Below are 12,146 nucleotides of genomic sequence, written 5' to 3'. Positions count from 1 at the left end.
GCCGGCGCGCGGGCGGCGCGGGTGGGGGCCGCGGGCTGCGCGCGGGATTGCCGCGCGACCAGCGCCTCCAGCTGCTCCATCCGGCGGCGCATCTCCTCATCGCGCCGGCGCATCTCCTGCAGTTGCTGCCGCAATTCGGCGATGGTCGCAGCGTCCGTGCCTTGCGCGTGGGCCGCGGACGGGCCGCCGGCCGTGCCGAGAGCCGCCGCCAGCAGGACCGCCCCGGCGCCCGCCGCCCTCATTGCGAGGAGGCGCGCCCCGCCGCCATGCCCTGGTTGAAGGCGCGCTGCTGGGCCCGCTGGTGCTGATCCCAGGCGAAGCCGCCGGCACCGCCGGCCGCGGCCCCGATCAGCGCGCCGGTGCCGGCATTGCCGGAGATGGAGCCGATGGCGAGGCCGGTCAGAGCGCCCACGGCGGCGCCGCCCCCCACGCGCTGCGCCGTGGGCGTCATCTGTCCGGTGCTGTCGCAGGCGGCGAGGCCCAGAAGCAGCAGCGCCGGGGCAAGGATGCGGATCTTCATGGCGTGTCCTTTCGCGTCAGCGCGTGCCGCCACGGCGCCGGGCCGGCGCGGCGCAGGGATAGGTGCTGGCCGCCCAGCGCATCAGGCCATCCACCGCCTTGGTGTCCGCCTGGTCCGGATGGGCCGCCGCCCAGGCGACGAAGGAGGTCTGCACGAAATCCAGCGTCGGCGAGGGCTGGGGCAGGCAGAAGGCGGGCAGGATGCCGCCCGGGCGGGTGATCTCGATGTGGTATTGCCCGACGCCCACGATGAAGCCGCGGCAATAGCCCTGCGCCGTCATCGAATCCGCATCGGTCCCCGTCGCGCCGCACAGCGCCGCAAGCACGCCAGTGCTGAGTTGCGGCAGCGGATCGGGCGCCTGGGCCAGACCAGGGCCGGCGGCCAGGGCCAGCAGCGCGAGGCCTCCCAACCAAGATCTTGAATCCGGCATGGCGCTGTCTCCCCTTCCGATCCCTGGCAGGCGCAACCCATGACCTGCACGTTTTTTGCAGAGTTGAGGCTAAGCGCGGAGTCCGGGTGCAACAATAGGAATTTCGTGCGCCCGCCATGCGCTGCGTCCCAGCTGAATGCCGCACAATCCGCGCCTGGCGGATGATGCGTCGAGGCGCATCGCCAGGCCGTCGAGCCACCCCCCGGCCGAGGCCGGCCCCTGTGACGTGAACGCCGCCCCGCCTAGATCGGGTAGCCCAGCGCCTCCAGCCCGGGCGCGCAGGCGGCGGTGAGCGCGGCCTGCTCCGCCGGCGGAAGGTTCGCGAACTTCGATCGCGCAGGGCGAGGCACGGCGGAAGCCGCATCGAGCCACGCCGCATCCTCAAGCGAGGGGTCCATGAAGCGGATCATGTCGCGCAGCGTCTCGCGCGGGGCGCGCTGCAGATCCTCGAAGCGGAGGTTGAACAGACGCTCCGGCGGAAGCTGGCCCAGCACCTCCTCCCCCACCATGATGAGCCTGCTCCAAAAGGCGCCGAGATCGGCCAGCGTCACATTCGAGGCGACCCGGCGGATGTCGAGGAACGAGAACGCCAGCCGCTCCACCAGCGGGCGGAAGGGCGGGACGCGATCGCGCGTGAAGTCCGCCGTGGGCTCGAGCCCGAAGCGACGGCTCGCCTTGATGGCGCCGACCAGCACGCGGAAATTGTGGTGCTGCGCCATGGACATCGCCGTGTCCCGCCCATCGCGATAGACATGGATCACCCGCGCCTCGGGAAAGAGCCGCAACAGCTTCGCCGCCAGCATCAGCGAACCGCCCGAACGCTCCGCCCAGATCCGCCGGCCGAAGCGCGCGGCCAGCTGGCCGAACAGGGCGTGATAGTGCTCGGCGAGCGGCATGGCTGGCTGGCCGCTCACGAAGGGCGCGAGCTCGTCGAACAGGGCCTCCGGCTGGTCCGTCAGATGCGGCAGCGTGACCATCATGATGGGTGGCAGGTTCGCCGCCCCGTAGCGCGCGCCGGGCGCATCGAGCGGGTAGAGCATCTCGTCCACCACCTGCCCGTCCTTCAGCATGGCATGCAGCGCCGGACTTTGCTCGGCATAGGTGCGCCACATCCGCGCGCCGTCCGGCCGCGACCATCGGAAGGCGCGGCTGCCGAGCGGCACGAAGAACTCCGAGAGGCTCAGCACCGCCGGATGCCGGTTCAGCAGGTCCGACACCATGGTCGATCCGCAACGGCCCGTGCTGAGGATGAGGACGGGCGGCAGCATGGGGCCGGTCATGGCGTATTGTCCTTCTCGGCATGCACGTGGTGGGCGAGGCGGTAGCTCAGCTCACCATCCCCCTCGAAGGAGAGGCCGAGCATGCGGCCGAACTGGCCGGCGCGGCGGCGCCGGTCGAAGGCGGGGATGAGGCGCCGCAGCGCCTGGTCCAGGCGGTTTCGGGCCCGCAGCACCGCGAGCGCGCCGAAGCCGCGCGCCGGCGGATAACGCAGCTGGTCGGCGAGCGTGGGCCCGATCAGCGCGCGCGAGATGGCATAGATCCGGCGTACCAGCGCGCGCCGCTCGGCCGCGTCGGTGATGCCCGCGACGACGGGCGCCGCGTTGATCAGCCCATTGGCGAGCAGGATGGATTCGAGGTCCGGCGGCGGCTCGCAGATCGTGCCGATCCTGTGCAACCGGAGGGCCTCCTCCTCGGTCGCGGCCTGCAGCTCGGGATCCACACCCATGAGATGACCGGAATAGCGCCAGACCAGCATGAAGGAACGCGCCTCCTCGGCCGAGAGCGAGACGCCCAGCATGCGCGCACGCTTGAGCAGCAGGCCCGAGAAGGCCGCGGTCGCGAAGCCGATATGCGCGGAGCTGAGCGGCGCCCCCCAGGCCGCCGCGTCCCAGTCCTCGGAGCGTTCGAGCAGGAAGCGCACCCGCGCATGCATCAGCCGGATGCGGACGGAGAGCTTCCAGCCGTCGCCCCCCCGCTCCAGCCCGCCGGGGATGAAGATCTCCGAGAGGTGGCGGTTGTTCTGCTTCAGGCGCCGCGTCCCCTGGTCCACCAGACGGCCCGTGATGCTGAAGGACTTGCTGATCAGCGTGCTGAAGCCCTCGATCAGCACCGCGCCGACGAAGGCGCCGATGAACATCTCGGAATGGCCGTGGAAGGCGCGGCAGCCGGCCCGCGTGAGCGCGGGGTCGAACCAGTCTGGCACGCGCTCGGCCTCGGCCAGCAGCGCGCGCAGCGCGTCGGGCGCATCAGGGATGGCGGCTGGGCCACGCTCCAGGCCCAGCCGGAGCCATTCGCGCTGCCGCTCGCCCGGCACGCCGTCCAGCGCCGTCATCACTGCATCGGCAGGCGCATCGCCCTGCATGGTGTGCCGCACGTAGCGCTCGGCCATCTCGGGATCGAGCGCCTGAGCCTTCGCGAAGCCGGCGCGGTACTCGGTCGGGATCAGCATGGCATGGCGTCTCCGTGCTGGATCAGGAAGCGCGACAACGGGATGCATGGCCCCGAGCGCCCTTCCATGTTCTAGGCTGTCACCCCGTTCCGCAAGGAGAGCGCCCATGGACCACCGCCTGCACAGCATGGAAGCGACCGGCGCCATGCCCGTCTCCACCGGCAGCCTGCCCCCGCCCGAGACGATCCGTGCCCTGGTGCGCGAGGCCTGGGAGCGCTTCGCCCCCGTGCGGGAGGGGCATGTCGCCGACTATATCCCCGCCCTGGCCGAGGCCGACCCTGCCCTCTTCGGTCTGTGCATCGCGGGCGTGGACGGCCGCAGCTTCGCCGTCGGCGATGCGGAGCACGCCTTTTCCATCCAGAGCATGTCGAAGCCCTTCGTCTTCGCGCTCGTATGCGAGGCGCTGGGCGGCGGCATCGCCCGCGAGCGGGTGGGCGTGAACGCGACGGGCCTGCCCTTCAACTCCGTCATGGCGATCGAGCTGAACGCCGAGCGCACCATGAATCCGATGGTGAATGCCGGCGCGATCGCGACGACCAGCCTGGTGCCCGGCACCGGCATCGAAGCGAAATGGGCGTTCCTGCGCGAGGGCCTCTCGCGCTTTGCCGGGCGCGAGCTGACGATGGACGAGGGCGTCTACGCCTCGGAGGCCGCGACGAACCAGCGCAACCAGGGCATCGCGCGGCTGCTTCACGGCTATGGCCGCCTCTACGCGGACCCCGACGAGGCGACGGAGCTCTACACGCGGCAATGCGCGCTGAACGTCACCGCGCGGGACATGGCAGTGATGGGTGCCACGCTGGCCGATGGCGGCGTGAACCCGGTGACGCGCGAGCGCGTGGTGGAGGCCGACCGGTGCCAGCGCGTGCTGGCCGTGATGGCGACGGCCGGCCTCTATGAGCACTCCGGCGACTGGCTCTACGAGGTGGGTCTGCCAGGCAAGAGCGGGGTTGCGGGCGGCATCGTGACCATCGCGCCGGGCAAGGGCGGGCTCGGCGTCTTCTCGCCGCCGCTCGATGCCGCGGGCAACAGCGTACGCGGCCAATTGGCGACGAAGTTCCTCTCCGAGGGGCTCGGCCTCAACCTCTTCGCCTCACGGCCCGTGCCGTAGCTACCGCCGGCCGCCGAGCAGCCCGCCCAGGCCTCGGAACACCTCCTGCACCGGCGCCTGCAGCTCACGCGGTACCAGCGGGATCACGGCGGGCGCCGGCGCCGGCTCGCGGCCCGCACGCCCCAGCCGCGCCTGCCGCAACTGCGCCGGGCAATCCTGCTCGCCGCTGTCGCCGCGCAACCATTCGACGGTGCTGCTGCGCCACAGCCGGTTCGCCACCGTATCGCCCACCACCTGCGCCAGCGCCTGCCCTGGCTCCACCCCCACGCGCGGCGCCGCGAGCGTGCCGCCAATCCCCACCGGCGCGCGCATCGTGGCACCGAAGACGCGCAGATCCGGGCGCAGCTGCGCCGCCAGCGTCTCGTTGCGCAGGTTGACGGCAAGGCTGCCGGTGATGCGGCCGGCCGAGCTTTCCAGCAGCAGCGCCTCGCTGCGCAGCATGCCGGCCTCGGCGGCGAAACTCAGCGCGAAGCAGCGGATCTCCACGCCCTCGGGCGGGGCGCGGCCCATCAGCAGGATGCGCGTGAGGTCCGGCCCGATCTGGAACATGCCCGCGCGCGAAAGTCGCCCCTCCACCATCGCGAGGCCCGCCGCGCCGCTGACACTCGCCGCCAGCGCACGCGTGGTGGCACCCTCGCCCCGCAGATCGAGCGCCACCTCCACCGGCCCCTGCACGCCGATGCCAGCCCCCAGCTCACGCCGGATGGCGGCGATGTCGAGCCCGTGGCCCGCTGAGCGCAGGGCCAGCGTGGCCCGCGGCGGTGTGCTCGCCACATCCCAACCGATCCGCCCACCGAAGGCGCCACCCGGCGAGGTAACCGTGAAATCCGCAAGCTCGAGCCGCCCGGCGGCGAGCGTCACGCGGCTGCGCAAGCCCCGCCAGCTCAGCCCCGCCGCCTGCACCCGCTCGGCCGCGAGGTCGAGCGTGGCATCGAAGCCGCGCAGCGCCGCGACCGGCAGCGCAATGTCGGGGATGACGCGGCCGGACGCGCGCGGAGCTGCGGGGCCCGCGGCCGGCAGGGCCGCGGCGAGATCGAGCATCGCGAACTGGACGCTGCCGTGCACGCTGGGCCGTCCGCCCCAACGGATCGTGACGGCACCGGTCGCCTGAAGGCCGGTCGCGTCGAGCCGCGCGGCCTCCCAGCGCAAGGCTGATGCGCCGGCGCGGGAGAGCCGGCCCTGCGCCTCGACCTGCCGCAGCGCCGGCAGCTCGAGGCCCAGCAGCGGGCCGAGCGGCGCGAGATGGGGCGCACTCAGCGTGACATCGAAAGGGGCGGCGCCGAGCGGATTGCTCCAGGTGAAGGCGCCGCGCGCGGTGAGCCGCGCCGGGCCGGAGGTGATGTGCGCCGTCACCGGCATGGGTGCGCTGGCGGTGAAGGCCGTGCGCGGCGCCGGCAGCACGAATTCCGCGGCGAGCGGCGCCCGGCCCCTTTGGCCCTGCAGGCTGAGCGTCATCGCCTGATCCAGCGCCGGGGCCGCTAGCACCACCTGACTGAGCGTCAGGCCCGCGGAGGGTTGGGAAGCCCCGGCTGCGACGCGCAGATCGGAGAGCTTGCCAGCGGGCCCGAGCCGCGCCGAGCCCGTCAGAGGGCCCAGCGCGGGCAGCACCGCATCGCTGCCCAGCAGCGCCATGAGTCGCGCGGGCGAGGCGACGTCGGCCGTGAGCGCCAGGTTCCATGCGGGGTCGGCCAGGCTTGCGGCCACGCGGCCTTGGCCCGTCAGGCGGAAGCCCTCGCCCGCCAGCGTGGCGCGCGCCATGGCAGACGCATCCAGGCTCGCCTCCGCCTGCATCGCCTCCTCGCGCAGCCGGATGCGGCCCTGGAGCGCGATCCCGCCGGCCGGCGGGCGACGGATGGTGAGGCTCTCCACGCCGAGCGGACCCGGCAGGCCATCGGGCGGGTGCAGGCGGGAGGATTCGACCCGGACCAGGGCCGGCATGGCGCCGCCACCCGCGCCACCACCCTCGCCGCCGAAGCGCCAATTGGCGGCGCCGGAGGCATCGCGCTCCAGCCAGAGTTCCGCCTCGGCAAGGCGCAGTTCGCGGATCTCGGCGTGCCCATCGAGCAGCGCGCGCAGCGCCAGCGTCACTTCGAGCCGCCCGATCCGGGCGAAATCCGGTGCCTGCATCCCGGGCAGGTTGGCGACGCGCACATCGCGCACGCTGACCTTGGGCGGCAGGCTGAGGCTGAGCGCGATCGGGCCCAGCGTCACCGCCCGTCCCGTGGCGCGCTCGAGAGCGGCGTCGAGCGTCTCGGTGAAGGCGCCGCGCTCCAGCGCCGCGCGCAGCACGAAGGGCGTGGCCAGCAGGACAAGCAGAAAGGCGGCGAGCGCCCAGAGCCCCCAGCGCCTCATGCCGCCACCGCCATGGCAAGCCCCAGCAGCAGCGCGAGAACGAGCAGCGCGAGGCCCGCGCTGGGCCAGGCCCGCAGCGTGGCCTCGATCCGGCTGGCGCGTTCGGCCAGCGGCGGCGCCACGCGCGCGGCAGCGCGCTCGGCGAAGATCAGCACATCGCCCTCCGGCCAGCGCGGCAGGCGGCCGCCCCAGTTGCGCAGTGCGAGGAAGCCCAGCGCGCCCAGCAGGACGGGCCAGAGCGCGGGCCAGAACTTGACCGCCGCCGGATAAAGCCACCAAGGCAGGAGCAGCGCGCCCGCCGTCATCACGGCAAAGGGCAGGATCAGGCCGGGCGGCGCGCTGGCTTCGGGCGTCTCGGCCAGGCCGGCGCGCAGGCGGTCGGCGAAGTGCAGCATCAGCATGGTGGTTCCCGCAGCGGAGAGGGCCGAGAGCCACCCCAGCACCCCCGCGCCAAGTTGCGCCTTCGTCGCCTCCTTGGCCAGGGCGCCGCCGGTCAGCGGCAGACCGCCGAAGCTCAGCACCAGCAGCAGGACCGGCGCCATGATCCAGGCTGCGCGGCGCGCCCCGGTGGCGAGTGCCACGCCCACGCCGAGAAACAGCGCCCCCTTGGCCAGCACATGATGCGAGGCATAGCGCGCGGCATCGAGCGGCGTTGCCGCATCGCCCGCGGCAAGCCCGAAGCCGAGCGCGGCCATCACCACGCCCATCTGGCTCACGCTGGAATAGGCCAGGATCGTCTTGGGGTTGCGCTGCGTGATGCCGAGCGCCACGCCGTAGAAGGCCGTGAGGAAGCCGAGCACCCCCAGCGCCAATCCCCAGCCCGCGATGCCGCCCTCGAAGGGCAGGAAGCGGATCAGCCCGATGATGCCGGCCTTGATGATGGCGCCACTCAGCACGGCCGAGGCCGGCATGGGGGCGGCCGGATGGGCGAGAGGCAGCCAGACATGCAGCGGTACGAGGCCGGCCTTCAGCCCGAAGCCGAGCAGCAACAGCAGGATCGTTTCGTTCCGCACGAGCGAATTGGGCAGCGCCGCTACGGCATCGGCGATGGCGAGGCTCTGGCCCGGGATGCTCACCGCCAGCAGCGCGAAGGCGAACAGGAGAAACACCTCGCCCAGCACGGCGAGTGCCAGGTAGATCGCGCCCGCACGGCGCGCTCGGCGCGTCGCGTCCTGCACGACAAGGCCATAGGCGGCAAGGCTGACCAACGCGAAGGCGAAGTAGAAGGTGACAAGATCACCCGCGATGAAGACGCCCAGACTCCCGGCGAGTGTCAGCAGCCACCATCCGGCAAAGCGCGTGGCGCCGGGCAGATAGGCGCTGGCATAGGCCCCGGCGGCGGACCAGAGCAGCGCCGCCACCCCCAGGAGCAGCGCACCCGGCGCGTCGAGATCGAGCGAGAGGCGCAGCCAGTCGGCATAGATCACCAGGGGCGGCGCCGGGCCGGCGATGAGCGCGGCCGCGAGGCCCGGCAGCGGCGCATAGACGAGGAGCGCGGGCAGGCGCAGGCGGCCCTGCGCCGTCACGGCCGTTGCCAGCAGGCCGAGCGGCGCGAGGATCGTGGCGAGCAGGAGGAGATGGGCGAGGAGCGTCATCGGCCGATCAGCACCAGGCCGAAGGCGGCCAGCGGCAGCAGCCCCAGCACCACCGAGATGATGGCGAGGCCGAGCGCCACGCGCTCCTGCCGCGCATCCACCGGCGCGGCCGGCATGAAATCGGGTGAAGGCGCGCGCATGGCGGCGCTCAGCACGCGGAAGACATAGCCGCCGGTCAGCAGGCCACCGGCCACGATGACCAGCGCCCACCACCATTGGCCCGCGTAGAGCGCTGATTGCAGCAGCAGCCATTTCGCGGTGAAGCCGCCGCTGGGCGGAATGCCCATGAGCGAGAGGCCCGCCAACCCGAAGGCCAGCACCGAGAGCGGCGCCACGCGGGCTGCACCGTGCAATCCGGCGATCCGGTCATGCCCCATCCCGCGCGCGATGACGCCGGCCGCCAGGAACATCGCGGCCTTGGCGAAGGCGTGGCTGATCGCCTGCAGGGCACCGCCCGTCCAGGCGCGCTCCGCGACCTCGGCCGCGCTGCCCGCGACCAACGGGAACATGAGGAACAGATAGCCGATCTGCGCGACGGTCGAATACGCCACCAGCAGCTTCAGCCGCGCCTGGCGCAGGGCGACGAGGCTGCCGAAGAGGATCGCGGCCGCGCCCAGCAAGGCCAGGATCGGCGCCACCGCCAGCAGCAGGGCCGCCGGCATCACCCAGAACCACAGCCGCAGCAGCAGCACATAGGAGGCCTTGACCACCAGGCCCGAGAGCAGCGCGCTCGCCGCTGGCGGCGCGCCGGCATGCGCGGCGGGCAGCCAGAGATGCAGCGGAAACAGCGCCATCTTGCCGAGCAGCCCCACCGTCATCAGCGAAGCCGCCACGATGGTGGGCGCATCGGAGCGCGCCGTGCGAGACAGCAGCAGGATGTCGAGCGTGCCATAGGCGCCGTAGAGCAGCGCCGTGCCCAGCAGGTAGAACACCGAGCCGATCAGCGCGAAGAGCAGGTAGCGCAACTCCGCCTTGAACTGCGTGGCGCGGCCATCGAGGCATGCCAGCGCCAGCGCGCCGAAGGTCAGCATCTCCAGCGCCACGAAGAGGTTGAACAGGTCGCCCCCCAGGAAGGCGGCGTTCAGCGCGGCCCAGAGCGCCAGGAGGAAACACCAGAAGGCAAGCGGCGCACGCGCTTCCGGCGCTCCCGGTAGCGTCGTGTAGTCGGCGCGGGCAAAGAGGGTGATGGCTGCGATGATCACCGCAGTCGTCATCAGCATGGCCGCCGCCAGCCCATCGGCGCGGAGTGCCAGGCCCAGTGGCGGCGCCCAGCCACCCACGAAAGCCACGATGGGCGCCTGGGCATGCAGCACGCCCGCCAGGAGCACCATCGCCATCGTCACACCAAGCGGTGCGGCCCAGAGCGCGATCCGCTCCGCCGCGCGCCCACCCTGCGCGAAGCCGATGAGCAGGCCGGTGACCGGCGCCACCAGGATCAGGACCAGAAGGAAGCCGCCGGGTGTCGCCTCCATCAGCGTCTCGTCTCGTCTTCGGCGATGGTGGCCGCGCCCGTGATCTGGAAGAGGCGCAGCACCAGCACCAGCGCCAGCGCCGTGGCCGCGAAGGCGACGACGATGCCGGTGATGACCAGCGCCTGCGGCACCGGATCGCCGCCGCGCGCCGCCACCACGCCAAACAGCAGGAAGACGCCGCCGCCCAGCAGGTTGAAGGCCAGCACCTTGCGCAGCAGCGCCGGCTGCGTGACCAGGCCATAGAGGCCCAACGCCACCAGCGCGGAGGCGACGAGGCCGTAGATCATGCGCGCCGCCCCTCGGGCGGGCCCGCCACCATCAGCACCAGCGCGGCCGCGACGGAGAGCGTCATCGCCGCCTCGATCAGCAGGATCAGCGGCTTCGCGATGGCGGGCGGGTAGGAGAGAAAGCCATCGGCGAAGACAAAGCCGAGCAGCCCCACGCCGATGAAGGCGAGCGGCCCCGCCACCACCGCCCAGCGCAACCCGCGCGAGGCGACCGGGGGCAGCCGCCAGAGCCCCGCCACCCAGGCGAGGATGCCCATGGCCGCCAGGATGGTGCCGCCCTGAAACTTTCCCCCCGGCGCATCGGCGCCCACCCAGGCGATGTAGATGCCGACCACGATGCCGATGGGCGGCAGCAGCCGCGCCAGCAGCGAGAGCGGTCCATTGGACTGCACCGGAAACACCGGCCCAGGGACCGCACCCCAGCGCCGGTCCGGCGCCATGCTCCAGATGGCGAGCACGGCGAAGACCAGCACCACCGCCTCCAGCAGCGTGTCCAGCCCGCGATAGGCCATGAGCACGCCGGTGATGGGGTTGGCCACGCCCAGCTCCGGCAGGTGCCGCGCCACCGCCGCCGCCTGGCTTGGCGCCGGATCCGGCAGGCTGAGCACGGCGACGGCGAGTGCGAGGCCCACCACACCGCACAGGATGCCGGCCGCCAGGCGCTGGCGTGGTCCGGGTGTCGCCGCGTCAATCTCCGCACGCCCTCCGCGCAGCCGCACCACGGCGAAGAGCAGAATGACGCCCGTGGCTCCCGCGCCCAGCGCCGCCTCGGTCAGCGCCACATCCACGGCACCGAGCCGCACCCAGACGAGGGCCAGTAGCAGCCCATAGGCCACGAAGCCGATCACCGCCGGGAAGTTCTCCCGCACCGCCAGCGTCCAGACGGCGACGCCCACCACGGCGAGGCCCAGGATCAGGTCCAGCAGCAGCGTCACGGCGGCGGGTCCTCGCCGCGCAGGCGCTCGGCGATGAGCTGCGTGGCCGTCGCCCCAGCCAGCAGCACCAGCAGCCAGACCAGGATCAGCTTGAGCGCCGCGAACCAGCCGCCCGCCCAGGGCAGCAGCCCCAGCACGATGAGGCCGAGGCCCAGGCTATCCGCCTTGGTCAGCGCATGCAGCCGGCTCAGCGGGTCCGGGAAGCGCAGCAGCGCGACCGTGCCCGCGAGGAAGAAGACCACGCCGGCCGCGATGGCGATGCCGCTGAACAGCGTGAGAAGGGTGCTCATCGGCCGCTGAGCCCGCGCGCCGCCAGCACGAAGGCGACGGAGGCGAAGGCGCCCAGCAGCGCCAGCACCAGCGCCACATCCACCACGCCGGCCATGCCCGTCGCGGCCGCGACGAGCAGCAAGGCGCCGATGCCACCCGAGCAGAGCAGCTGCGCCGCCATCATGCGATCCGCCGCCGCCGGGCCGCGCAGCGCCCGATACAGCCCGGCTAGCGCGGCGAGCAGGATCAGCCCGGCGGCCAGCAGCAGGGCTTCAGCCATGTTGCGCCTGGGCGTAGAGGGCCTCGGTGGCGGCCAGATCGGCCGCGACGGGCAGGCGTGTGTCCAGCGCATGCACCATCACCACATCGCCCTCCGTCCCGGCGGGCAGAGCGCCGGGGGCGAGGCTCGCCAGCGCGGTGAAGCCATCGCGCGCCATGCCCTCCGGCAGCGCCGTCGCATGCGCCACCATGCCCGGCCGCAAGGGCAAACGCGGGTCGAGGGCGCGGCGCGCGATGTCGGTTCCAGCCAGCAGCGTCTGCGCCGCGGTGCGCCCGATCAACCGCAGTGCCGGAATGGGGTGCAGCCCCATCCGCCCCGGCATCAGGCGCACACTCGCCCAGGTGGCGAGAGCGGCCGCCAGGAGCCCGAAGCCCAGGCCCGACCATCCATCCGCCAGCACCAGCCAAAGCCCCAGGAACAGCGCGAAGCGGGCCGCGCGCTCCAT

The 12,146-nt window shown here is 72.7% G+C and carries 14 protein-coding genes; 1 reads left to right on the top strand and 13 read right to left on the bottom strand.

Annotated features, from left to right (window positions below; all coding sequences use genetic code 11):
- From KTR66_RS23510 to KTR66_RS23490, 5 genes are all read right to left on the bottom strand, one after another.
- The coding region (locus KTR66_RS23510; protein WP_213617068.1) for a hypothetical protein at positions 1 to 242 on the bottom strand (242 nt) is incomplete at its 3' end.
- On the bottom strand, positions 239 to 520 hold the full coding sequence (locus tag KTR66_RS23505) for a glycine zipper domain-containing protein (RefSeq protein WP_213617066.1): 282 nt from the start codon (positions 518 to 520) through the stop codon (positions 239 to 241). The genes KTR66_RS23505 and KTR66_RS23510, both read right to left, overlap by 4 nt.
- Before the next feature lie 16 nt (positions 521 to 536).
- Positions 537 to 950 (bottom strand): Rap1a/Tai family immunity protein, encoded by a 414-nt coding sequence (locus KTR66_RS23500; RefSeq protein WP_213617064.1) that lies wholly within the window; start codon positions 948 to 950, stop codon positions 537 to 539.
- A gap of 242 nt (positions 951 to 1,192) precedes the next feature.
- Entirely contained in the window at positions 1,193 to 2,230 is a 1,038-nt protein-coding gene (locus tag KTR66_RS23495) for a sulfotransferase (RefSeq protein WP_213617062.1), read from the bottom strand.
- Entirely contained in the window at positions 2,227 to 3,399 is a 1,173-nt protein-coding gene (locus KTR66_RS23490) for an oxygenase MpaB family protein (RefSeq protein ID WP_213617060.1), read from the bottom strand. Before KTR66_RS23490 ends, KTR66_RS23495 begins: the two co-directional genes overlap by 4 nt.
- A 106-nt stretch (positions 3,400 to 3,505) precedes the next feature.
- Here KTR66_RS23490 and glsA point away from each other — a divergent pair, with 106 nt between their 5' ends.
- Positions 3,506 to 4,510 (top strand): glutaminase A, encoded by a 1,005-nt coding sequence (gene glsA, locus KTR66_RS23485; protein WP_213617058.1) that lies wholly within the window; start codon positions 3,506 to 3,508, stop codon positions 4,508 to 4,510.
- On the opposite strand, the gene KTR66_RS23480 is transcribed toward glsA, so the two are convergent.
- The 8 genes from KTR66_RS23480 to KTR66_RS23445 are packed head-to-tail and all read right to left on the bottom strand — an operon-like array spanning position 4,511 to position 12,146.
- A complete protein-coding gene (locus KTR66_RS23480; protein ID WP_213617056.1) occupies positions 4,511 to 6,862 on the bottom strand; it encodes an AsmA family protein in 2,352 nt (783 codons plus the stop codon).
- A complete protein-coding gene (locus KTR66_RS23475; protein ID WP_213617054.1) occupies positions 6,859 to 8,457 on the bottom strand; it encodes a proton-conducting transporter membrane subunit in 1,599 nt (532 codons plus the stop codon). The genes KTR66_RS23480 and KTR66_RS23475 overlap by 4 nt, the downstream gene beginning before the upstream one ends.
- Complete coding sequence (locus tag KTR66_RS23470) at positions 8,454 to 9,929, bottom strand: complex I subunit 5 family protein (protein WP_213617052.1); 1,476 nt, start codon at positions 9,927 to 9,929, stop codon at positions 8,454 to 8,456. Before KTR66_RS23470 ends, KTR66_RS23475 begins: the two co-directional genes overlap by 4 nt.
- Positions 9,929 to 10,216: an NADH-quinone oxidoreductase subunit K gene (locus KTR66_RS23465; RefSeq protein ID WP_213617050.1), complete on the bottom strand. Its 288-nt coding sequence runs from the start codon at positions 10,214 to 10,216 to the stop codon at positions 9,929 to 9,931. Before KTR66_RS23465 ends, KTR66_RS23470 begins: the two co-directional genes overlap by 1 nt.
- Entirely contained in the window at positions 10,213 to 11,151 is a 939-nt protein-coding gene (locus KTR66_RS23460) for a hydrogenase subunit MbhD domain-containing protein (RefSeq protein WP_213617049.1), read from the bottom strand. Before KTR66_RS23460 ends, KTR66_RS23465 begins: the two co-directional genes overlap by 4 nt.
- Positions 11,148 to 11,441 (bottom strand): monovalent cation/H(+) antiporter subunit G, encoded by a 294-nt coding sequence (locus KTR66_RS23455; protein WP_213617047.1) that lies wholly within the window; start codon positions 11,439 to 11,441, stop codon positions 11,148 to 11,150. Before KTR66_RS23455 ends, KTR66_RS23460 begins: the two co-directional genes overlap by 4 nt.
- A complete protein-coding gene (locus tag KTR66_RS23450; protein ID WP_213617045.1) occupies positions 11,438 to 11,701 on the bottom strand; it encodes a monovalent cation/H+ antiporter complex subunit F in 264 nt (87 codons plus the stop codon). The genes KTR66_RS23455 and KTR66_RS23450 overlap by 4 nt, the downstream gene beginning before the upstream one ends.
- Positions 11,694 to 12,146: a Na+/H+ antiporter subunit E gene (locus tag KTR66_RS23445; RefSeq protein WP_213617044.1), complete on the bottom strand. Its 453-nt coding sequence runs from the start codon at positions 12,144 to 12,146 to the stop codon at positions 11,694 to 11,696. Before KTR66_RS23445 ends, KTR66_RS23450 begins: the two co-directional genes overlap by 8 nt.

Source organism: Roseococcus sp. SDR (genome assembly GCF_019083995.1).
Classification (GTDB): domain Bacteria; phylum Pseudomonadota; class Alphaproteobacteria; order Acetobacterales; family Acetobacteraceae; genus Roseococcus.
Note: the sequence above shows the minus strand (reverse complement) of the source record. Positions and strands in the feature narration are given on the sequence as shown.

Coding starts and splice junctions, on each gene's coding strand:
- KTR66_RS23475 (WP_213617054.1), bottom strand. CDS start 8,457: ATGACGCTCCTCGCCCATCTCCTCCTGCTCGCCACGATCCTCGCGCCG.
- KTR66_RS23500 (WP_213617064.1), bottom strand. CDS start 950: ATGCCGGATTCAAGATCTTGGTTGGGAGGCCTCGCGCTGCTGGCCCTG.
- KTR66_RS23495 (WP_213617062.1), bottom strand. CDS start 2,230: ATGACCGGCCCCATGCTGCCGCCCGTCCTCATCCTCAGCACGGGCCGT.
- KTR66_RS23450 (WP_213617045.1), bottom strand. CDS start 11,701: ATGGCTGAAGCCCTGCTGCTGGCCGCCGGGCTGATCCTGCTCGCCGCG.
- KTR66_RS23470 (WP_213617052.1), bottom strand. CDS start 9,929: ATGGAGGCGACACCCGGCGGCTTCCTTCTGGTCCTGATCCTGGTGGCG.
- KTR66_RS23465 (WP_213617050.1), bottom strand. CDS start 10,216: ATGATCTACGGCCTCGTCGCCTCCGCGCTGGTGGCGTTGGGCCTCTAT.
- KTR66_RS23490 (WP_213617060.1), bottom strand. CDS start 3,399: ATGCTGATCCCGACCGAGTACCGCGCCGGCTTCGCGAAGGCTCAGGCG.
- KTR66_RS23445 (WP_213617044.1), bottom strand. CDS start 12,146: ATGGAGCGCGCGGCCCGCTTCGCGCTGTTCCTGGGGCTTTGGCTGGTG.
- KTR66_RS23480 (WP_213617056.1), bottom strand. CDS start 6,862: ATGAGGCGCTGGGGGCTCTGGGCGCTCGCCGCCTTTCTGCTTGTCCTG.
- KTR66_RS23455 (WP_213617047.1), bottom strand. CDS start 11,441: ATGAGCACCCTTCTCACGCTGTTCAGCGGCATCGCCATCGCGGCCGGC.
- glsA (WP_213617058.1), top strand. CDS start 3,506: ATGGACCACCGCCTGCACAGCATGGAAGCGACCGGCGCCATGCCCGTC.
- KTR66_RS23505 (WP_213617066.1), bottom strand. CDS start 520: ATGAAGATCCGCATCCTTGCCCCGGCGCTGCTGCTTCTGGGCCTCGCC.